This is a genomic window from Aeromonas sp. ZOR0002 (assembly GCF_963866995.1).
Taxonomy (GTDB): Bacteria; Pseudomonadota; Gammaproteobacteria; order Enterobacterales; family Aeromonadaceae; genus Aeromonas; species Aeromonas caviae.
Genome location: NZ_CAWMFQ010000107.1, coordinates 1 through 18,693 on the forward strand (window position 1 = coordinate 1; position 18,693 = coordinate 18,693).

The 18,693-nt window shown below is 58.9% G+C and carries 18 protein-coding genes; 7 read left to right on the top strand and 11 right to left on the bottom strand.

Going from position 1 to position 18,693, the window contains the following annotated elements; genetic code table 11:
• Nucleotides 1-274: 274 nt before the first annotated feature.
• From pflB to ycaO, 3 genes are all read right to left on the bottom strand, one after another.
• Entirely contained in the window at nt 275-2,557 is a 2,283-nt protein-coding gene (gene pflB / locus AACR77_RS06130) for a formate C-acetyltransferase (protein ID WP_010674504.1), read from the bottom strand.
• Between the two features lie 41 nt (nt 2,558-2,598).
• Nucleotides 2,599-3,447: a formate transporter FocA gene (gene focA, locus AACR77_RS06135; protein ID WP_010674505.1), complete on the bottom strand. Its 849-nt coding sequence runs from the start codon at nt 3,445-3,447 to the stop codon at nt 2,599-2,601.
• Nucleotides 3,448-3,828: 381 nt separating this feature from the next.
• Complete coding sequence (gene ycaO / locus AACR77_RS06140; protein ID WP_010674506.1) at nt 3,829-5,589, bottom strand: 30S ribosomal protein S12 methylthiotransferase accessory factor YcaO; 1,761 nt, start codon at nt 5,587-5,589, stop codon at nt 3,829-3,831.
• Between the two features lie 335 nt (nt 5,590-5,924).
• Between ycaO and AACR77_RS06145 the strand changes: the two genes are divergently transcribed.
• Nucleotides 5,925-6,608 (top strand): B3/B4 domain-containing protein, encoded by a 684-nt coding sequence (locus tag AACR77_RS06145; RefSeq protein WP_042878041.1) that lies wholly within the window; start codon nt 5,925-5,927, stop codon nt 6,606-6,608.
• Between the two features lie 226 nt (nt 6,609-6,834).
• Here the strand turns inward: AACR77_RS06145 and sugE are convergent, their stop codons facing one another.
• A complete protein-coding gene (sugE, locus tag AACR77_RS06150; protein ID WP_041215293.1) occupies nt 6,835-7,149 on the bottom strand; it encodes a quaternary ammonium compound efflux SMR transporter SugE in 315 nt (104 codons plus the stop codon).
• Between the two features lie 340 nt (nt 7,150-7,489).
• On the opposite strand from sugE, the gene asd reads away from it, so the two are divergent.
• On the top strand, nt 7,490-8,602 hold the full coding sequence (asd, locus tag AACR77_RS06155) for an aspartate-semialdehyde dehydrogenase (protein ID WP_039039005.1): 1,113 nt from the start codon (nt 7,490-7,492) through the stop codon (nt 8,600-8,602).
• Nucleotides 8,603-8,718: 116 nt separating this feature from the next.
• Here the strand turns inward: asd and cspD are convergent, their stop codons facing one another.
• Nucleotides 8,719-8,937: a cold shock-like protein CspD gene (gene cspD / locus AACR77_RS06160; RefSeq protein WP_010674510.1), complete on the bottom strand. Its 219-nt coding sequence runs from the start codon at nt 8,935-8,937 to the stop codon at nt 8,719-8,721.
• A 228-nt stretch (nt 8,938-9,165) separates the two neighbouring features.
• On the opposite strand from cspD, the gene clpS reads away from it, so the two are divergent.
• Both clpS and clpA read left to right on the top strand, forming a co-directional pair.
• Entirely contained in the window at nt 9,166-9,483 is a 318-nt protein-coding gene (clpS, locus tag AACR77_RS06165) for an ATP-dependent Clp protease adapter ClpS (protein ID WP_005325410.1), read from the top strand.
• Nucleotides 9,484-9,543: 60 nt separating this feature from the next.
• Complete coding sequence (clpA, locus tag AACR77_RS06170; RefSeq protein WP_010674511.1) at nt 9,544-11,796, top strand: ATP-dependent Clp protease ATP-binding subunit ClpA; 2,253 nt, start codon at nt 9,544-9,546, stop codon at nt 11,794-11,796.
• A gap of 69 nt (nt 11,797-11,865) precedes the next feature.
• On the opposite strand, the gene infA is transcribed toward clpA, so the two are convergent.
• The 3 genes from infA to aat all read right to left on the bottom strand — a co-directional run bounded on the left by infA (nt 11,866) and on the right by aat (nt 13,573).
• The gene (gene infA, locus AACR77_RS06175; RefSeq protein WP_005300033.1) at nt 11,866-12,084 is read right to left on the bottom strand and encodes a translation initiation factor IF-1; all 219 of its coding nucleotides are present in this window, start codon (nt 12,082-12,084) and stop codon (nt 11,866-11,868) included.
• 68 nt (nt 12,085-12,152) lie between these two features.
• Nucleotides 12,153-12,869: an arginyltransferase gene (locus AACR77_RS06180; protein WP_010674512.1), complete on the bottom strand. Its 717-nt coding sequence runs from the start codon at nt 12,867-12,869 to the stop codon at nt 12,153-12,155.
• Nucleotides 12,866-13,573, bottom strand: coding sequence for a leucyl/phenylalanyl-tRNA--protein transferase (aat, locus tag AACR77_RS06185; RefSeq protein WP_039039162.1), 708 nt, complete (start codon nt 13,571-13,573; stop codon nt 12,866-12,868). The genes AACR77_RS06180 and aat overlap by 4 nt, the downstream gene beginning before the upstream one ends.
• Before the next feature lie 17 nt (nt 13,574-13,590).
• Between aat and AACR77_RS06190 the strand changes: the two genes are divergently transcribed.
• Nucleotides 13,591-14,061, top strand: a complete 471-nt coding sequence (locus AACR77_RS06190; RefSeq protein ID WP_042878043.1) for an outer membrane lipoprotein — start codon at nt 13,591-13,593, stop codon at nt 14,059-14,061.
• A gap of 83 nt (nt 14,062-14,144) precedes the next feature.
• Here the strand turns inward: AACR77_RS06190 and AACR77_RS06195 are convergent, their stop codons facing one another.
• The 3 genes from AACR77_RS06195 to ald form a co-directional block, all read right to left on the bottom strand.
• Nucleotides 14,145-15,386 (bottom strand): diguanylate cyclase, encoded by a 1,242-nt coding sequence (locus AACR77_RS06195; RefSeq protein WP_029314438.1) that lies wholly within the window; start codon nt 15,384-15,386, stop codon nt 14,145-14,147.
• A gap of 58 nt (nt 15,387-15,444) precedes the next feature.
• Entirely contained in the window at nt 15,445-16,395 is a 951-nt protein-coding gene (gene trxB, locus AACR77_RS06200) for a thioredoxin-disulfide reductase (protein WP_042878045.1), read from the bottom strand.
• A 182-nt stretch (nt 16,396-16,577) separates the two neighbouring features.
• Complete coding sequence (ald, locus tag AACR77_RS06205) at nt 16,578-17,693, bottom strand: alanine dehydrogenase (protein WP_010674517.1); 1,116 nt, start codon at nt 17,691-17,693, stop codon at nt 16,578-16,580.
• Between the two features lie 150 nt (nt 17,694-17,843).
• On the opposite strand from ald, the gene lrp reads away from it, so the two are divergent.
• Together lrp and AACR77_RS06215 are read left to right on the top strand one after the other, a co-directional pair.
• Nucleotides 17,844-18,335, top strand: coding sequence for a leucine-responsive transcriptional regulator Lrp (gene lrp / locus AACR77_RS06210; RefSeq protein WP_005300047.1), 492 nt, complete (start codon nt 17,844-17,846; stop codon nt 18,333-18,335).
• 189 nt (nt 18,336-18,524) lie between these two features.
• Nucleotides 18,525-18,693 (top strand): DNA translocase FtsK 4TM domain-containing protein (locus tag AACR77_RS06215; RefSeq protein WP_156133337.1); only part of this gene is annotated, 169 nt, incomplete at its 3' end.

The following is an 18,693-nucleotide window of genomic DNA, read 5'->3' on the forward strand; positions in this document are numbered from 1 at the left end:
GTACCTGAGTACCTGAGTACCTGAGTACCTGAGTACCTGAGTGCCTGAGTGCCTGAGTGCCTGAGTGCCGGTGGGCACATCCGTGCATCAAGCGCAGGAGGGGAGTGGAGAGGGGCATCATAGAGAGGGGCGTTAGGAGACTAACGTCTGGCCGAGCCTGCGGGTCAGAGCCCACGAGACAGCGGGTCTGTGAGGTAGGAAGCGGCTTGAACACCGGCTAACGGCCATAAAAAAACCGGCGCCTTGGCGCCGGTTTTTGTTCACCGAGACGCTATTACAGAGAAGCGGTGAAGGTACGGGTGATGACGTCTTGCTGTTGCTCCTTGGTCAAGGAGTTGAAGCGAACGGCATAACCGGATACGCGGATGGTCAACTGCGGATATTTCTCCGGGTTTTCCATGGCGTCCAGCAGCATTTCACGGTTCATCACGTTGACGTTCAGGTGCTGACCACCTTCCAGGTTGGCTTCATGGTGGAAGTAACCATCCATCAGGCCGGCCAGGTTGGCTTTCTGGGCTTCCATGTCTTTGCCCAGCGCGTTCGGCACGATGGAGAAGGTATAGGAGATACCATCTTTGGCGTAGGCGAACGGCAGCTTGGCGACGGACGTCAGGGAAGCAACGGCACCCTTCTGGTCACGACCGTGCATCGGGTTGGCACCCGGGCCGAACGGCGCACCGGCGCGACGACCATCCGGGGTGTTACCGGTCTTCTTGCCGTACACCACGTTGGAGGTGATGGTCAGCACGGACTGGGTAGCCACGGCACCGCGGTAGGTGTTGAGCTTCTGAATCTTCTTCATGAAGCGCTCGACCAGGTCGCAGGCGATGTCATCGACGCGAGCGTCGTTGTTGCCGAACTGCGGGTACTCGCCTTCGATTTCGAAGTCGATGGAGACGCCATCGGCATCACGTACCGGCTTGACCTTGGCGTACTTGATGGCAGACAGGGAGTCAGCGGCTACGGACAGACCGGCGATACCACAGGCCATGGTGCGATAGACGTCACGGTCGTGCAGCGCCATCAGGGAGGCTTCGTAGCTGTACTTGTCGTGCATGTAGTGGATGATGTTCAGGGCGGCGACATACTGCTTGGCCAGCCAGTCCATGAAGTGATCCAGTCTGTCCATCACGTCGTTGTAGTCGAGGTACTCGGAGGTGACCATTTCGGTCTTCGGACCGACCTGGATCTTGAGCTTCTCGTCCATACCGCCGTTGATTGCATACAGCATGGTCTTGGCCAGGTTGGCACGGGCACCGAAGAACTGCATCTGTTTGCCGACGATCATCGGGGACACACAGCAAGCGATGGCGTAGTCATCGTTGTTGAAGTCCGGACGCATCAGGTCGTCGTTCTCGTACTGAACGGAAGAGGTCTCGATGGATACCTTGGCGCAGTACTTCTTGAAACCGACCGGCAGCTTCTCGGACCACAGGATGGTCAGGTTCGGCTCAGGGGACGGGCCCATGGTGTACAGGGTGTTCAGCATACGGAAGCTGTTCTTGGTGACCAGGGTACGGCCGTCAACGCCCATACCGGCCAGGGTCTCGGTGGCCCACATCGGGTCGCCGGAGAACAGTGAATCGTATTCCGGGGTACGCAGGAAGCGAACCATACGCAGCTTCATGACCATGTGGTCCATCAGCTCCTGGGCTTCTTGCTCGGTGATCAGGCCTTTTTGCAGGTCACGCTCGATGTAGATGTCCAGGAAGCTGGAGGTACGACCGAAGGACATGGCGGCACCGTTCTGGGACTTGACCGCCGCCAGGTAGGCGAAGTAGGTCCACTGGACGGCTTCTTTGGCGGTCTTGGCCGGTACGGAAATGTCGCAGCCATATTTGGCAGCCATCACCTTCATCTGGGCCAGGGCACGGTGCTGCTCGGAGATCTCTTCGCGCAGACGGATGGTGGCTTCCAGGTTGACACCGTTTTCCAGGTCAGCCTGCAGGGACTTGAACTGAGCCAGTTTGTCGGCCATCAGGAAGTCGATACCGTACAGGGCAACACGACGGTAGTCACCGATGATGCGGCCACGGCCGTAGGCATCCGGCAGACCGGTGATGACGCCGGACTTGCGGCAGTTCAGGATGTCTTTGGTGTAGACGTCGAACACGCCCTGGTTGTGAGTCTTGCGGTACTCGGTGAAGATCTTCTCGACCATGGGGTCAAGCTGGCGACCGTACACTTCGCAAGAGGTCTTGACCATCTTGATACCGCCGTTGGCGATGATGGCGCGCTTGAGCGGCTTGTCGGTCTGCAAACCAACGATTTGCTCCAGGCTCTGGTCGATATAGCCGGCATCGTGAGCGGTAATGGTGGAGGGCAGGTCGGTATCAAAATCGACCGGCGCGTGAGTGCGGTTCTCGATCTTGATGCCTTCCATGACCTTGTCCCACAGCTTGGTGGTGGCTTCGGTCGCGCCAGCCAGGAAGGACTCGTCACCTTCATACGGGGTGTAGTTCTTCTGGATGAAGTCACGGGTGTTGACAGAGGTCTGCCATTCACCGGCTGCGAAGCCTTCCCATGCTTTTTGGAACTGTTCGTTAAGTTCTGCCATTTTCATTACCTCTCAAGGTATTTATGTGTCTGCCGCCATCCTTAATGATGGCGACGGAAGATAAACCAGTAAGTCAGCCCAACCATGACGCCACCACCAATGATATTACCGATGGTGACAGGGATGAGGTTGTGCAGGACGAAGTTGGACACGGTCAGGTCGGCAAAGGTCGCCGGATCCTGGCCGATGGCCTGCCAGAATTCCGGGCTCGCGACGCTGTGGATGGCGATACCGACCGGGATCATAAACATGTTTGCGATGCTGTGCTCAAAACCGGAGGCCACGAACATGGCGACGGGGAGCAGCATCACCATCACCTTGTCGGTGGCGCTGCGGGCGCCGAAGGCCATCCACACGGCGAGACACACCATGAGGTTGCAGAGGATGCCAAGGGCCACGGCCTCGAAGAAGGTGTGATGGATCTTGTGCTGGGCCACTTTCATGGCGTTCAGCCCCCACTGACCATCCGCTGCCGTGTATTCCGCCGACATGATGATGAGGCCGACGATGATGAGACCGCCGATGAGGTTGCCGAAGTAGACCAGTCCCCAGTTCTTGAGCAACTGGGCCCAGCTGATGCGATTCGCCGCCTTGGCTACCAGGGTGAGGGTAGTGGAGGTGAACAGTTCGGCGCCGAGCAGGACGCAGAGGATGAGACCGAGGGAGAAGCAGATGCCGCCCACCAGCTTGGACATGCCCCAGGCCATGCCGCTTGAGCCCGTGGTGACGGTGATATAGAAGACGAATGCGATGGCGATGAAGGCGCCAGCGGTGATGGCCAGGGGAATGACCTTGTATGCGGGCTTGGTGGCCTTGGCATAGGTAATGTCTTCGGCCAGGGCGGCGATGGCTTCGGGCTTCAGACAATCAAAGGGAGATTCTGCTTTCAATTCTCAGTACCTGCATATTTTGCCTGTGGAAATCATAACAAAGGGGCTGATCCCCAAAATTGACTCCGATCAAAAATTACAGATTGTGAATGTAATTTTACTACAGGATTTTTCGCCATCCGGAAGCGTTTCTTTACACCAGGTTTCAGGTGAAACAGAAATGGGGCTGTTATTAATTTTATGATTTTTAAGAACTTATAAAGGGCGCCCTGAAAAACGTACCGGCAAGGCACCTGTGCAGCCGCACTGCACCATGAGTGCCAAATTAACAACCCCCTAAGAGGTATTTTTTGTCTTTTATTTCATCTTTGTGGCACGGCCAGCCAAAGCGTAGACCATAAAACAGAAGGGGCCATAAGGCCCCTTCGTCACGCTAGCATATCAGTTCCAGGTATGGATTCGTTTGGCTTTTTGCAATTTCTCGTAAGCGGCCAGCAGTTTCTGGTGCAGCGGGAACTGGGAGAGGGAGAGATCGGCGGCTTCCAGACCGTGGAAGCGCGCCTCGCCGCGGGCGTTGGCCCACGCCTGTGCCAGGGTCTCTTCCCCGAACATGCGGGCGAACACCGGGCGGTACTGCTCGGGGTCGCGTTCCTCGTCGAGGAAGAGCTCGACGCAGGCGCGCAGGGCGCGGTAGTAAGCGGCGCGATCCGCCGGGAACACCGACTGGTTGAACTCCATGGTCCAGTCGATGAGGTCGAGGGCGCTCTCCAGGTCGCCAGCGGCCAGCGCCAGCATGGCTTTGAGCTCACCGACGCGCAGGGTGTGCAGGGCAGTGCCCTTGGCGGCGGCGATGCCGAGCAGCTCGCGCACCCGGGTCCGCTCGTCGTGCCCCTCTTCATCCAGCTGGTCGAACAGGGCCATGTACTGCTCTGCGTCCCACTCGAGCGCCGGCAGCGCCAGGATGGTTTCCCGCAGGTGGGCCCCCATGGTGTTGTTGGCCAGCAGCAGATCTTCCACCGGATAGATGTCGGACATGCCGGGCACCAGGATACGGCAGGCGTAGACACCCAGATGCTCGTAGTCGGCGATGTAGACCGGCTGCTCCAGCTCGTGGAAGATGCCGATCAGGTGGTCGAACTCCTCTTGCGAGGTGCCACGGAAGTCCCAGTCGGCAAACTCGAAGTCGGACTCTTCCTTGAACAGATCCCAGCTGATGAGGCCGGAGGAGTCGATGAAGTGGGTCTCCAGGTTGTGGTGATCCGCCACCTGCTCGTTGTCAAACGACGGCGGCACGAAGACGTCCAGATCCTTGAGACTGCGCCCTTGCAGCAGTTCGGTGACGGTACGCTCGAAGGCGACCTCGAAGCGCGGGTGGGCGCCGAAGGAGGCAAAGCAGGTGCCGTTGCTCGGGTTGAGCAGCACCACGCAGATGACCGGATAACGGCCGCCGAGGGAGGCATCGAAGCTGTAGATGGGGAAGCCTTCGGCCTCCAGTGCATCGATGGACGCCTTGATGCCGGGGTAACGGGCGATGACCTCGCCCGGGATCTGGGGCAGGCTGATGGCCTCGGCGATGATCTTGTTCTTCACGTGGCGCTCGAACACCTCCGACAGCCCCTGGGTGCGGGCCTCGGTGCGGGTGTTGCCGGCGCTCATGCCGTTGGAAACATACAGGTTGCCGACGATGTTCATCGGGATGTAGACGGTCTGGTGATCAGACTGACGCTCGAAGGGCAGGGCGACGATGCCGCGCTCCTCGTTGCCGGACTGCAGGTCCACCAGCATGTCGGCGGTCACTTCCCCGTCCGGGTTGTAGAACTTGCGGGTGAAGCTGTCGAGCAGACCGGCGGGCAGCTGATCCCCCTCGATAGGGAACCACTTCTCGTTCGGGTAGTGGACGAAGTCGCCATTGGCGACCTGCTCGCCCAGGTAGAAATCGGCGAAGAAGTAGTTGGTGGAGAGACGCTCGAAATACTCGCCAAGGGCGGAGGCGAGCGCCGCCTTCTTGCTGGCACCCTTGCCGTTGGTGAAGCAGAGGGCGCACTCCTTGTCCCGGATGTGCACGGACCAGACGTTGGGCACGGGGTTGAGCCAGGAGGCCTCTTCGATATCAAACCCCAGGGCTTGCAGCTTGGTCTGGAAGCGTTCGATGGAGTCTTCCAGCGCTGCGTCCTTGCCGGGAATAAAAGTGTGGTCGGTCATCACAATGTCCTGATTTTATGGGCTCATGTTTGGACGCAGATAATAGCATGAGTGACGGGGAAAGCGGCCAGGGCAATGGTGTGGGCTTGCCCAGGTCTGCATTGGATGGGCGGGGTGTGGCAGTGGGGCCGGGCGGTGCGCTGCGGGGCGGCGATTTTTCATGGGAAAGAGGGTTGGGCCATCAGTTTTACTTAACATAATTAAGATAAAGTAAATTTTATTATGACCCTGTGCCCTTCATCATGGCGTCAACCGTTGGCGGGGGAAGGAAAAGAGGGGAACGCCCGTGCCCGTTCCGCCGCCCCGTCTTGATGAACCTTGACCAGGAGTGCTGAATGTTCCCGATGATCCCCCGTATAGACCCCGAGATAGCCAGGTTGGCGCCGGGCTTTTGTGCCCTCAGCATCGTGGTGGAAGCCGCCCCCGTGATTGACACTCTGGTGGGGGAGCGGGCCCTGGCCCGGGCATGTGCGGCCCTTGGCACCGACGAGGCTCCCTGGGCCCTTGAACATCTGGCCGCCTGGGATCAGGTGTTCAAGGGGTTTGGCGCCAAGCCTGCCCGCACGCCCTGCTCGGCCCAGGCACTGCGCAAGCGGGTGCTGCGCGGTGGCGTCTTGCCTGCCATCGATCCCGTTGTCGATCTCTACAACGCCATCAGCATCGAGTATGCCATTCCCGTGGGCGGGGAGGATCTGGCGGCCTATGTGGGAGCGCCGCGCCTGGTGATTGCCGATGGCAGCGAATGCTTTGACACCCTCAAAGAAGGGCTGCCAACCCAGGAGGCACCGGCTCCCGGAGAGGTGGTGTGGCGGGACGATCTCGGCGTCACCTGTCGCCGCTGGAACTGGCGCCAGGGGATCCGCACTCGCCTGAGCCTCTCTTCCCCCCGGATGTGGTTCATTCTGGAGTGTCTGCCGCCGATGCCGCGCACAGCCTTGTGGGAGGCCGGCGACAGGCTGATTGCCGGTCTTACGCAGATGATGCCTGGGGCCCGCATCGAGCAGACGCTGGTGGAGTGATTGAAGGAGCAGACGAAAAGATAAAAGGAGGCGCCCTATGCTCGCCCGGGCGGTCATGGGGCGGATCTTGCTCGCCATCACGCGCCATGCCACGTCTGTGCCACCCGCCTTTCCCCACCGCCTGCGAACACATCAGCAAGCAGAGGAACACAGCAACACGCCGGGCTGACATCGCCCCCTGGAGCTTGCCACGTCGGGGCCGGTGTACCCGGCCCTTTCAGCGCGCCTAACCGATGAACTTCAACCCCAGAATGCCGACGATGATGAGCAGCAGGCAGAGCACCCGGGCCAGGGTGGCCGGTTCGTTGAACAGCCAGATCCCCATCAGCACGGTGCCGACCGCGCCGATGCCGGTCCAGACCGCGTAGGCGGTACCAAGGGGCAACTGTTTGACCGCCATGGCGAGCAGCAGCACGCTCACGGCCATGGCGATCAGGGTCAGCAGGGTGGGGAGGGGACGGCTGAAACCGTCGGTGTATTTGAGGCCGATGGCCCAGGCGACCTCGAACAGGCCGGCCAACAGCAATAGCAACCAGGACATAAGGCAGATTCCGCAGGAAGCAGGGTCGTCCCTGCGTATCAGGAGGCCTCGGGGCCGTCCCCGAGGGGCAGCGGGGCTGCCGGTCGGTCTCAATGATGCCCCAAGTGGAGGCTGGATGCCAACCGGCTGCCCGCAGGTCGGCCAGGCCGACGGATATTGCAGCGAATGGCACAGAATATTGCGCAATTCGACTTGCGCCCGCCGTCACAATCCGTAATGTGGACAGACGCATTTTTTGCAACTCATATATTGTGAATCCCTTGTAAACGGCTGGCGCCAAGGCAGGGGGTCACGGGTACCACACACGATTTCTATAAGCAGCTATCCAGGGTAGGACATTATGAAAAAAGTAGGTTTGGTCGGTTGGCGTGGCATGGTGGGTTCGGTCTTGATGAGCCGGATGCAGGAAGAGAAGGATTTTGCCCGCATTCAACCCACCTTCTTCACCACCTCCCAGGCCGGTGAGGCCGCCCCCAATTTTGGCGTCGATGCCGGCACCCTGCAGGACGCCTTCGATCTCGAGGCACTGGCCGCGCAGGACGTCATCATCACCGCCCAGGGCGGCGACTACACCAAGGATGTCTATCCGCGCCTGAAAGCCGCCGGCTGGCAGGGCTACTGGATTGACGCCGCCTCCTCCCTGCGCATGGAGAAGGACGCGGTCATCATCCTGGATCCGGTCAACGGCGACGTCATCGAACACGCCCTGAACAACGGCATCAAGACCTTCGTTGGCGGCAACTGCACCGTCAGCCTGATGCTGCTGGCCCTGGGTGGCCTGTTCAAGGCCGATCTGGTGGAGTGGGTGAGCGTGGCCACCTATCAGGCGGCCTCCGGTGGTGGTGCCCGCCACATGCGCGAGCTGGTCACCCAGATGGGCATGCTGCGGGATGAAGTGGCGGTGGAGCTGGCGGATCCCGCCTCCGCCATCCTCGACATCGAGCGCAAGATCACCGAGAAGACCCGCTCCGGCACCCTGCCGGTGGACAATTTCGGTGTGCCGCTGGCCGGTGGCCTCATTCCCTGGATCGACACCAAGCTCGACAACGGCCAGAGCCGTGAAGAGTGGAAGGGCCAGGCCGAGACCAACAAGATCCTGGGTATCGAAAACGCCGCTATCCCGGTGGATGGTCTGTGCGTGCGGATCGGGGCCCTGCGCTGCCACAGCCAGGCCTTCACCATCAAGCTGAAAAAAGATGTGCCGCTGGCCGAGATCGAAGCCCTGCTGGCTGCCCACAACGACTGGGTCAAGGTGATCCCCAACGATCGCGACATCACCGCCCGCGAGCTGACCCCGGCTGCCGTCACCGGCACCCTCAGCATCCCGGTCGGTCGTCTGCGCAAGCTCAACATGGGCCCGGAATACCTGGCCGCCTTTACCGTGGGTGACCAGTTGCTGTGGGGCGCCGCCGAGCCGCTGCGTCGCATGCTGAACATCCTGCTGGCCCGCTGAGGTAGCTGCAGCAGGGAACAAGGAAGGCCTGGCCTTTCTTGTTCCCCTCTTCGTGCCTGTCCATAAAAAAGCGGCATCCCTTGGGATGCCGCTTTTTAATTTATCCAGTTTGACTCTTAGATGTTCTGTGCTTCGTTTGGCACGATGACAGAGGCATGATTTCCTTTCGGCCCCTGCTGCAGTTCAAAGTTGACTGCCTGACCTGCTTTCAAGGTCTTGTAACCTTCCATTTGAATCGTGGAGTAGTGAGCGAAGATGTCTTCACCACCGCCTTCCGGACAGATAAACCCAAATCCTTTTGCGTTGTTGAACCACTTGACTGTTCCGGTTGCCATACATCTACATCCTTTTATTGATTACCCTGAAGTCGTTGAGTAACCTGCGCCAGCCTTATATAACTAGGGCATGACCCCGTAGCAGACGGGCGCCGATTAGCAAGTAACCAATCTAGTCCAACTTTTAAGCGAGTCAAGAAGTTGTTAACAACCGATGTGATCTGGTTAACAAGTCTATTGACAATCTTGAGCGACACGGTAGTAATCTAGAGGTACCAAAGCGCAACTATGAGCAAGCAGAAAGAACTCTTTGCTAATGAAGAGATTGCAGAGGCAGAGAAAACGAAGCTGCAACCGCCACCCATGTACAAGGTCGTCCTGAACAACGACGACTACACACCGATGGAGTTCGTGGTGGAGGTGCTGCAAAGGTTCTTTGGTATGGATCTGGAGAAGGCCACTCAGGTGATGCTGAGCGTGCATTATAGTGGTAAGGGAGTCTGCGGCACATTTACCGCCGAGATTGCCGAGACCAAAGTGGTCCAGGTCAACACCTATTCACGTAACAACGAACATCCACTGCTATGTACCATGGAAAAGGCTTGAATCTGATGACTTGATGGCGATAACGACACCGCATTGTTGCTGTACTGAGGGGAGGTGCCTATGTTGAACAAAGATCTAGAAAAGACGCTGAACGAGGCTTTCAAGCTGGCCCGTGACGAGCGCCACGAATTCATGACCGTCGAGCACCTGTTGTTGGCCCTGCTGGATAACAGCTCAGCCCATGAGGCGCTGAGTTCATGTGGTGCGGATGTGGAACAGATGCGCAAAGAGATCCGCGCCTTCATCAATCAAACGACTCCGCTCATCCCCCGTGACGACGAAGACAGGGAAACCCAGCCGACGCTGGGCTTCCAGCGCGTGCTGCAACGTGCCGTCTTCCATGTCCAGTCGTCCGGCAATACCGAGGTGAGCGGCGCCAATGTCCTGGTCGCCATCTTCAGCGAACAAGAGTCCCAGGCCGCCTACTTCCTGAAAAAAGCCGAAATAAGTCGCCTGGATGTGGTGAACTTCCTGTCCCACGGGGTGCGCAAGGACAACAAGCCCGAGAGTGGTGGTAACAATGCGGAATCTGATGACGAGGTATCCTCTGCCCAGATAGAAAGCTTTGCCACCAATCTCAACCAGCTGGTGCTGGAGGGGCGTATCGATCCGCTCATCGGCCGTGATCAGGAGCTCAATCGCACCATTCAGGTATTGTGCCGCCGTCGCAAGAACAACCCCTTGCTGGTCGGGGAAGCCGGTGTGGGCAAGACCGCCATCGCCGAAGGGCTTGCCTACCGTATCGTCAAGGGGGATGTGCCCGAGGTGATTGCGGGTAGCACCATCTACTCCCTGGACATGGGCTCCCTGCTGGCGGGCACCAAGTATCGTGGTGACTTCGAGAAGCGCCTCAAGGTGCTGCTCAAGCAGATCGAACGTCAGGAGGGGGCCATCCTCTTCATCGACGAGATCCACACCATCATTGGGGCCGGTGCGGCTTCCGGTGGCCAGCTGGATGCGGCCAACCTCATCAAGCCGCTGCTCTCCAATGGTTTGCTGCGCTGCGTGGGCTCCACCACCTACCAGGAATATGCCCAGATCTTCGAGAAGGACAGGGCTCTGGCTCGCCGCTTCCAGAAGATCGACATCGTCGAACCCACAGTAGACGACACCACTCGCATTCTGATGGGACTCAAGAGCCGTTATGAGTCTCACCATGGCGTGCGTTACACCGTCAAGGCGATCCGGGCGGCGGTAGAGCTTTCCGCCAAGTACATCAATGATCGCCATCTACCTGACAAGGCCATCGACGTCATCGACGAGGCGGGTGCAGGGCAACGCCTCTTGCCCGTCAGCAAGCGCAAGAAGGTGATCAATGTGCCGGAAATCGAGGCCATTGTTGCCAAGATTGCCCGTATTCCCGAGAAATCTGTCTCCTCCTCCGACAAGGAGGTGCTGAAGAATCTGGAGCGCAACCTCAAGATGGTGGTGTTCGGGCAGGACAAGGCCATCGAGGTGCTGACCGATGCCATTCGGTTGTCACGTTCAGGGCTTGGCAACGAACGCCGACCTGTGGGCTGCTTCCTGTTTGCCGGCCCGACCGGGGTGGGCAAGACCGAAGTGACCCAGCAACTGGGCAAGGCGCTCGGGGTCGAGGTATTGCGATTTGACATGTCGGAATACATGGAACGCCATACCGTGTCCCGGTTGATCGGGGCTCCTCCCGGTTACGTGGGATTCGAGCAGGGAGGGCTGTTGACCGACTCCGTCCTCAAGCATCCGCACTCCGTCGTGCTGCTTGACGAGATCGAGAAGGCGCACCCGGATGTCTTCAACTTGCTGCTGCAGGTGATGGACAACGGCACCCTGACCGACAACAACGGGCGCAAGGCAGATTTTCGCAATGTGATCCTGGTGATGACCACCAACGCAGGGGTTCAGGAGACCCAGCGCAAGTCCATCGGCTTCCAGCAGCAGGACATGAGCCACGATGCCATGGCGGTGATCAACAAGACGTTCAGTCCGGAGTTCCGCAACCGGCTCGATCACACCATCTGGTTCAACCATCTCGACATGGGAGTGATCCATCAGGTGGTCGACAAGTTCATCGTCGAGCTGCAGGTTCAGCTGGATGCCAAGGGCGTTTCACTGGAGGTGTCTGAAGAGGCGCGCCACTGGTTGGCAGAGAAAGGTTATGACAGGGCAATGGGAGCAAGACCCATGGGCCGGGTCATTCAGGAGCACCTCAAGAAGCCCCTGGCCAACGAGATCCTGTTTGGTTCCCTGGTCGATGGCGGTATTGTGAAGGTTGAGCTGGTGAACAACAGCCTCAGCTTTGATTTTCAGGTCAACGTTGAAGCTGTCTCTCACTGACTGTGAGCAAGGCCGGAAATGACAAAAAACCCCAACCGAGAGGCTGGGGTTTTTTGCTGAATTCCTGGCTTAGCGAGAGCGGAAAACAATACGTCCCTTGGAGAGATCGTACGGAGTCAGAGCCACCGTTACTTTGTCCCCAGTCAGGATACGGATGTAGTTTTTGCGCATCTTGCCGGAAATATGAGCGATAACCACGTGACCATTTTCCAGTTCCACACGGAACATGGTATTGGGCAAGGTTTCGAGAATGGTACCCTGCATCTCAATACTGTCTTCTTTAGCCATTGAATCCTCTTGATAAGCCACAACAAAAAACCGCTGGATCATGCCGGATTTAAGGCTATGTGTAAAGTTTACTCGGGCTTGGTGTCGATTTTTTTCCATTCGCCCTGTACCAGCAGCTCATGGGGCAGGTATTGGCGCTTGTAATTCATCTTGCGGCACTCCTCCACCAGATACCCCAGATAGAGCCACTGACGACCGGTACGTCTGGCCAGTTCCAACTGGCTCAGGATGGCGAAGGTGCCGAGCGACCGGTCGGCATAGTCGGGGTCGAAGAAGGTGTACATGGCGCTCAGAGAGTGGGGAAGCAGGTCCGTGGTGGCCACGCCGATGAGGCGTCCCTCTTTGCGCATCTCCAGATAGAGGGGGGGCATCCAGTCGCAGTGCAGGAACCCCTTGTATTGGGTCCGGCTCGGTGGATACATGCTGCCATCCCGATGACGCTCACGGATATAGCGTTCATAGAGCTGGTAATACTCGGGCTTGTCGTCATAGCTCAGTACGAGTTCGAGATCTCGGTTCAACTGGCGGATGCGTTTCTGCCCACGGCTCGGGGTGAAGCGTTCACTGTGTATGCGCAAGGATTGGCAGGCGCTGCAGGCGGGGCAGTGAGGACGATAGATGTCGTTGCCACTGCGCCGGAATCCTGCCGTCAGCAGCCGTTCGTACCCGGCGGCGTTGAGCAATTCATGGTCCATCAGGACCAGCAACTGCTCCTGCTCGTGACCGAGGTAGCTGCACGGGTGCCTGGGGGTCAGCCCGACCTTGAGGATCACTTCTTCACTCATAGGCTGATTCTCCTCGGTTGCCAGCATCCCTCTTGCAACGGTTGCCGGGTCAGGGTGGCCAGGGTGGTCAGAAAGCGCTGCCTTGGCCACTCCTGGACGCCCAGCGTGGCCAGAAAGTCGTTTTGCATCTGGCAGTCGATGAGGGCACCGCCGTGCCCTGCAAAGTGGCGACAGAGGGCCACCATGGCCAGTTTGGCGCCATTGTCGATGCGGCTGAACATGGATTCACCACAAAAGAGTCGGCCCAGGGAGAGGCCATAGAGACCTGCCTGCAACTGATCATCCTGCCAGATCTCGATGGAGTGGGCATGACCGAGGCGATGAAGGCGCCGATAGGCGTCGATCATGGGGGCACTTATCCAGGTGCCGCTGGCGGTGCGACGGGGGGCGGCGCAGGCTGCAATGACGTCATCAAAGGCGCGATTGATGTAAATCTCGAAGGGGGTGCGGCGCAAACACTTCTGCAGGCTGCGGCCGATGTGGAGTTCCTCGGGCACGATGACTCCCCTGGGGTCCGGTGACCACCACAGCAGTGGTTGATGGGGTTCATTCCACGGAAAGATCCCGCTGTGGTAAGCTGCCAGCAATCGAGCGGGGGAGAGATCTCCCCCAATCGCGAGCAGCCCGTTGGGCTCTTCCAGCGCATGGCTGGGGGAGGGAAACCAGCACAGCTCATCATCCAGTTCGGTAAGATAGCGAGACATAAGGCAGAGGTTCATAGATGAAGGCCATTATCCTGATAGTATCCAGCTTGCTTGGCTTTGTCACGGCGCCGGCCTGGAGTGCAGTGTATGAACGCAACACGGCGCGTCCCGTAGAGCAGGTGGTATTCGGCCAGGTGGATGCGGTGCGCAACATCACCCAGCACCAGATGGTGGAATCAGAGCATTCCGGCTGGAAAACCCTGGGAGGTGCCGTGCTTGGCGGGCTGCTCGGCAACCAGTTTGGCGGTGGGCACGGGCGGGAGATTGCCACTGCGGTCGGGGCGCTGGCGGGAGCGGCGGCGGTGCAGCAGTTTCAGTCAGGGGGCAGCGTGGTGGAGAACAAGCTGGTGGAGCTGCTGATCCGCAACGAGCAGAACGGGCTCATCAACGTGATCCAGGATTACGATCCGGCCATGGTCTTTGCGCAGGGCGACAAGGTGCGCATCCTCTATTTCAGCGATGGGGTGCGGGTCGACAAGACCTATTGAACGGTGAAGAAGGGATTGACCCGGCGGCCACCACACAAGGGGCGCCGGGCGGTACTACACGGAGTGCCTCTGCTGATGCTTGCTCAGACGTCCTGACAGACTATCTTGTCTCGCCCGGTATTCTTTGCCTGATACAACTGGCGATCTGCCTCGCTCAGCGCCTCGTCCATGGAGAGCCGCCCGACATTGATGACGCCGAAACTGGCGCGTACAAAGAGCGATATCTCCCGCGACAGCGGTTGCTGGCGCATTTGCAGACGAAGCCCTTCCAGCCGCTTGAGCAGCACGGGAACGGGGCAGTGGGGCACCATCAGGGCAAATTCTTCACCACCGAATCGGGCTATCATGGCATCCGGGAAGAACTGGGTGAGCAGCCTGGCCAGATGACAGAGCAGCTGATCGCCGATGGCGTGCCCCCAGTGATCATTGACCTGCTTGAAGTGATCCACGTCGAGCACGCACAGGGAGAGCTGCGCCTGATGGCGCTGATGCTCTTCGAACCACTTTTGACCCTCGTTGAACCAGTAGCGTCTGTTGTAAAGCCCGGTCAGGTAGTCTCGGTTGGCCGATTCCTGGATGTTGTTGAACTGCTCAAGGGCCTCCAGGTTGTGGCTGACCCGGCACTGCAGCTCCTCGGGTTCAAAGGGCTGATTGAGAAAATCATTCGCCCCTTGCTTGAGGTAGCGTGCCGAGAGGCCGTGTTTGTCCGACACCGAGATGCCGATGATGGCGAGCTGCTGCTTGCTGTAGCGCTCGCGCAGCATTCGCACCAGGCTGATGCCATCGATCTCCGGCATGTAGTAGTCCACCAGCATCAGGCGAATGGCGGGGTGCTGCTCGAGCTGCGCCAGCGCATCGCGGGCAGAATTGGCCTCGTGCACCTGCAACAACTGCTTGCGCAACTGGGCCGCGGTGCGGTGACGGGAGGTGCGTGAATCGTCGACCACCAAGACTTCGATGGCCTGGTTGAGGTAGAGGCGGTGCACCAGACCGACGGCATATTGCAGGGAGTGACGTGAATCCTTCATCACATAGTCCAGCACCCCGGCCTCCAGCCAGGCTTCCCGCTTCTCTTCGCTGATGTCGGCCGTCAGGATCACCACCGGCAGCCCACGCTCCCTCAGCACATTGACAGCCTCTCCGCCGGGGGCGTCCGGCAGGGTGAGATCCACCAGGGCGACCACATAATCTTCCCCATGGCAATCGCGAGCCCCTTCAAGGGTGTCGAAGGCGTCGATTTCCAGCCCGGTCTGCTGCGCAATGGCCTGGGTCAGCATGCGGCGTACCGTCAGGCTGTCTTCCACTATCATTATTTTTCGTTTCATCCTGCTCCTTGCAATAAAAAAGGGCATGCCAACTGGCATGCCCTTTATATCCTTCCGATTATTGTGCGTCCAGATATCGCTCTGCATCGAGGGCGGCCATGCAGCCGGTTCCTGCGGAGGTAATCGCCTGGCGGTAGACGTGGTCTGCCACGTCGCCAGCGGCGAACACGCCCGGGATGCTGGTCTGGGTTGCGAACCCTTCCAGTCCGCCACGCACCTTCAGATAGCCGTTTTCCATCGCCAACTGCCCTTTGAAGATCTGGGTGTTGGGCTGGTGACCGATGGCGATGAAGACCCCCATCAGCGGCAGCTCGGAGGTGGTGTCATCCCGGGTGCTGCGCAGGCGCACGCCGGTGACGCCCATGTCGTCACCCAGTACTTCGTCCAGGGTCTGATGGGTGTGCAGGACGATATTGCCGCTCTCGACCTTGTCGTTGAGGCGCTTGATCAGGATCTTCTCGGCGCGGAACTCGTCGCGGCGATGGATGAGGTGCACCTTCTTGGCGATGTTGGCCAGATAGAGTGCCTCTTCCACGGCGGTGTTGCCGCCGCCGACCACGGCCACTTCCTGATTGCGGTAGAAGAAGCCGTCACAGGTGGCGCAGGCGGAGACGCCGCGGCCCTTGAAAGCCTCTTCGGAGGGCAGACCCAGATATTTGGCGGAGGCGCCGGTGGCGAGGATCAGCGCATCACAGGTGTATTCACCGTTGTCCCCCTTGAGGCGGAAGGGACGCTCGGTCAGCGTCACTTCATTGATGTGATCAAAGAGGATGCGGGTATCGAACTTCTCTGCATGCTCTTTCATGCGCTCCATCAGGGCCGGGCCGGTCAGCCCTTCCGCGTCCCCTGGCCAGTTTTCCACTTCGGTGGTGGTGGTCAGCTGACCACCTTGCTGCATGCCGGTGATGAGCAGGGGATTGAGGTTGGCGCGAGCGGCATAGACGGCCGCAGTGTAACCTGCCGGGCCGGATCCCAGGATCAGCAGTTTGCTGTGAGTGACTTGGCTCATGATGTGATTTCCGAGACGTGATGAGTTTGCGCGATTGTAGGTAATTCGTGATCCGGGGTCAAAGGCCAGCGCATCGATTGGGGCAATCGCCAACAAGAGGGGTGAGCCGGGGATGGCAGGCATAAAAAACCGCCCATCGCGGGCGGATTTTCACTCATCTACCTCCCTTTGCAGGGACGCGATCAGTTCAGCAGGGTCAGGGGATCCGTGTAAGCCAGGTTGTGGGCCACGGCAACCTCCTTGCAGGTGATTTTGCCCGCCATCACGTTCAGGCCGTGCAACAGGTGGGGATCAGCGAGCAGTGCGTTGCGATAGCCCTGTTCGGCCAGCTTGATGATGAAGGGGAGGGTGGCGTTGTTCAGGGCCACGGTGGAGGTCCGCGCCACGGCACCCGGCATGTTGGCCACGCAGTAGTGCACCACCTCGTCGACGATGAAGGTGGGATCTTCATGGGTGGTGGCATGGGAGGTCTCGACACAGCCGCCCTGGTCGATGGCCACGTCCACGATGGCTGCACCGGGTTTCATGCGAGCAATGTGGTCACGGCTGACAAGTTTTGGCGCAGTGGCGCCAGGCACCAGCACGCCGCCGATGACCAGGTCCGCCGCCAGCAGATGGCGCTCCAGGGTCTCGCGGTTGGAGTAGACCACCTTGGCAGCCCCTTGGAACTCGCTGTCGAGACGGCGCAGGGTATCGACGTTGTTGTCGAGGATGGTGACGTCGGCACGCAGGCCGACGGCCATGCGGGCTGCGTTGGAGCCCACCACACCACCACCGATGATCACCACCTTGGCCGGTTCCACACCGGGCACACCGCCGAGCAGCACGCCGCTGCCGCCACGGGATTTCTCCAGTGCCTGGGCACCGGCCTGAATAGACATGCGTCCGGCCACTTCCGACATGGGGGCCAGCAGGGGCAGACCGCCACGACCGTCCGTGACGGTTTCATAGGCGATGCAGACGGCACCACTGTCGATGAGATCCTGGGTCTGGGCCAGGTCCGGCGCCAGATGCAGATAGGTAAAGAGGGTCTGGCCGGGACGCAGCATGGCCCGTTCCACTGCCTGGGGTTCCTTGACCTTGACGATCATCTCCGCCTTGGCGAAAACTTCGGCAGCGGAGGCCAGGATCTCGGCTCCGGCAGCCAGATAATCTGCGTCACTGAACCCAATGCCATTTCCTGCGCCGCTTTGGACGAAAACAGTATGGTTTCGTGCTGTCAGTTCACGTACACTGGCCGGAACCATGCCTACGCGATATTCATGGTTTTTTATTTCCTTAGGTACACCGATAATCATGCTATCCCTCGTCTATCGATTGGTGGTTTATGTTGCCTAGATGTTAAGCGACATTTGCGCCTAGTATATTCAGGTATTGACAGGATTTGTGACCATTATTATAAAATGACTGGTGATTCTTACCAAAAAATAGCCAAAGGATGGAATTAAATGATGGAAGCTAAGAGTCGGCTAAAGGATTTGGACAGGATTGACCGCAACATTCTGAATGAACTGCAAAAGGATGGCAGGATTTCGAACGTTGAGTTGTCCAAACGAGTTGGCCTGAGTCCCACACCGTGTCTGGAACGGGTTCGTCGCCTGGAGCGACAAGGGTATATCGAAGGATATGCCGCCATTCTGAACCCTCATTATCTGGACGCGTCTCTGCTGGTGTTCGTGGAAATTACCCTCAATCGTGGCGCCCCCGATGTGTTCGAGCAGTTCAACAAGGCTGTTCAGGTGCTCGAAGAGATCCAGGAGTGCCATCTGGTGTCCGGTGATTTCGACTATCTGCTCAAGACCCGCGTCAGCGACATGTCCGCTTACCGCCGCCTGCTGGGTGAAACCCTGCTGCGTCTGCCGGGCGTCAACGACACCCGCACCTACGTGGTGATGGAAGAGGTCAAACAGAGCAGTCGTCTGGTGATCAGCACCCGATAAGCGGGGTTGTGCTGTGACTTGCAAGTTCCATGACGAGTCACGATAGTCAGAAACGAGCGGCCGGTCCGCTCGTTTCTTCTTATAGAGAGTTTCAGGCCCGCCCTCAGGCACTGGCTGACAATCGGTGGGCTTTTCAGGGATACTAGGCCCCCTATCCCCGCATTCATGTTTTCACAAAGGAGCCGGAGTTTGGCCGATAAAAAGCTGTTTACTCCTTTATCAGGTACACAACGGATCTTCGAGGCCGTCTTGATCGCCATCACCCTGATGGCTGCCTATCTTTTGCTTGCCCTGCTGACCTACCATCCCGCCGATCCCGGCTGGTCGCAAACCTCCTGGCAAGGGGAGGTGAAAAACC

Bases quoted from the DNA above. Each gene is read 5' to 3' on its own strand.
- pflB (WP_010674504.1), bottom strand. From the start codon at position 2,557: ATGGCAGAACTTAACGAACAGTTCCAAAAAGCATGGGAAGGCTTCGCA.
- ycaO (WP_010674506.1), bottom strand. From the start codon at position 5,589: ATGACCGACCACACTTTTATTCCCGGCAAGGACGCAGCGCTGGAAGAC.
- AACR77_RS06145 (WP_042878041.1), top strand. From the start codon at position 5,925: ATGTTCCCGATGATCCCCCGTATAGACCCCGAGATAGCCAGGTTGGCG.
- sugE (WP_041215293.1), bottom strand. From the start codon at position 7,149: ATGTCCTGGTTGCTATTGCTGTTGGCCGGCCTGTTCGAGGTCGCCTGG.
- asd (WP_039039005.1), top strand. From the start codon at position 7,490: ATGAAAAAAGTAGGTTTGGTCGGTTGGCGTGGCATGGTGGGTTCGGTC.
- cspD (WP_010674510.1), bottom strand. From the start codon at position 8,937: ATGGCAACCGGAACAGTCAAGTGGTTCAACAACGCAAAAGGATTTGGG.
- clpS (WP_005325410.1), top strand. From the start codon at position 9,166: ATGAGCAAGCAGAAAGAACTCTTTGCTAATGAAGAGATTGCAGAGGCA.
- clpA (WP_010674511.1), top strand. From the start codon at position 9,544: ATGTTGAACAAAGATCTAGAAAAGACGCTGAACGAGGCTTTCAAGCTG.
- infA (WP_005300033.1), bottom strand. From the start codon at position 12,084: ATGGCTAAAGAAGACAGTATTGAGATGCAGGGTACCATTCTCGAAACC.
- AACR77_RS06180 (WP_010674512.1), bottom strand. From the start codon at position 12,869: ATGAGTGAAGAAGTGATCCTCAAGGTCGGGCTGACCCCCAGGCACCCG.
- aat (WP_039039162.1), bottom strand. From the start codon at position 13,573: ATGTCTCGCTATCTTACCGAACTGGATGATGAGCTGTGCTGGTTTCCC.
- AACR77_RS06190 (WP_042878043.1), top strand. From the start codon at position 13,591: ATGAAGGCCATTATCCTGATAGTATCCAGCTTGCTTGGCTTTGTCACG.
- AACR77_RS06195 (WP_029314438.1), bottom strand. From the start codon at position 15,386: ATGAAACGAAAAATAATGATAGTGGAAGACAGCCTGACGGTACGCCGC.
- trxB (WP_042878045.1), bottom strand. From the start codon at position 16,395: ATGAGCCAAGTCACTCACAGCAAACTGCTGATCCTGGGATCCGGCCCG.
- ald (WP_010674517.1), bottom strand. From the start codon at position 17,693: ATGATTATCGGTGTACCTAAGGAAATAAAAAACCATGAATATCGCGTA.
- lrp (WP_005300047.1), top strand. From the start codon at position 17,844: ATGATGGAAGCTAAGAGTCGGCTAAAGGATTTGGACAGGATTGACCGC.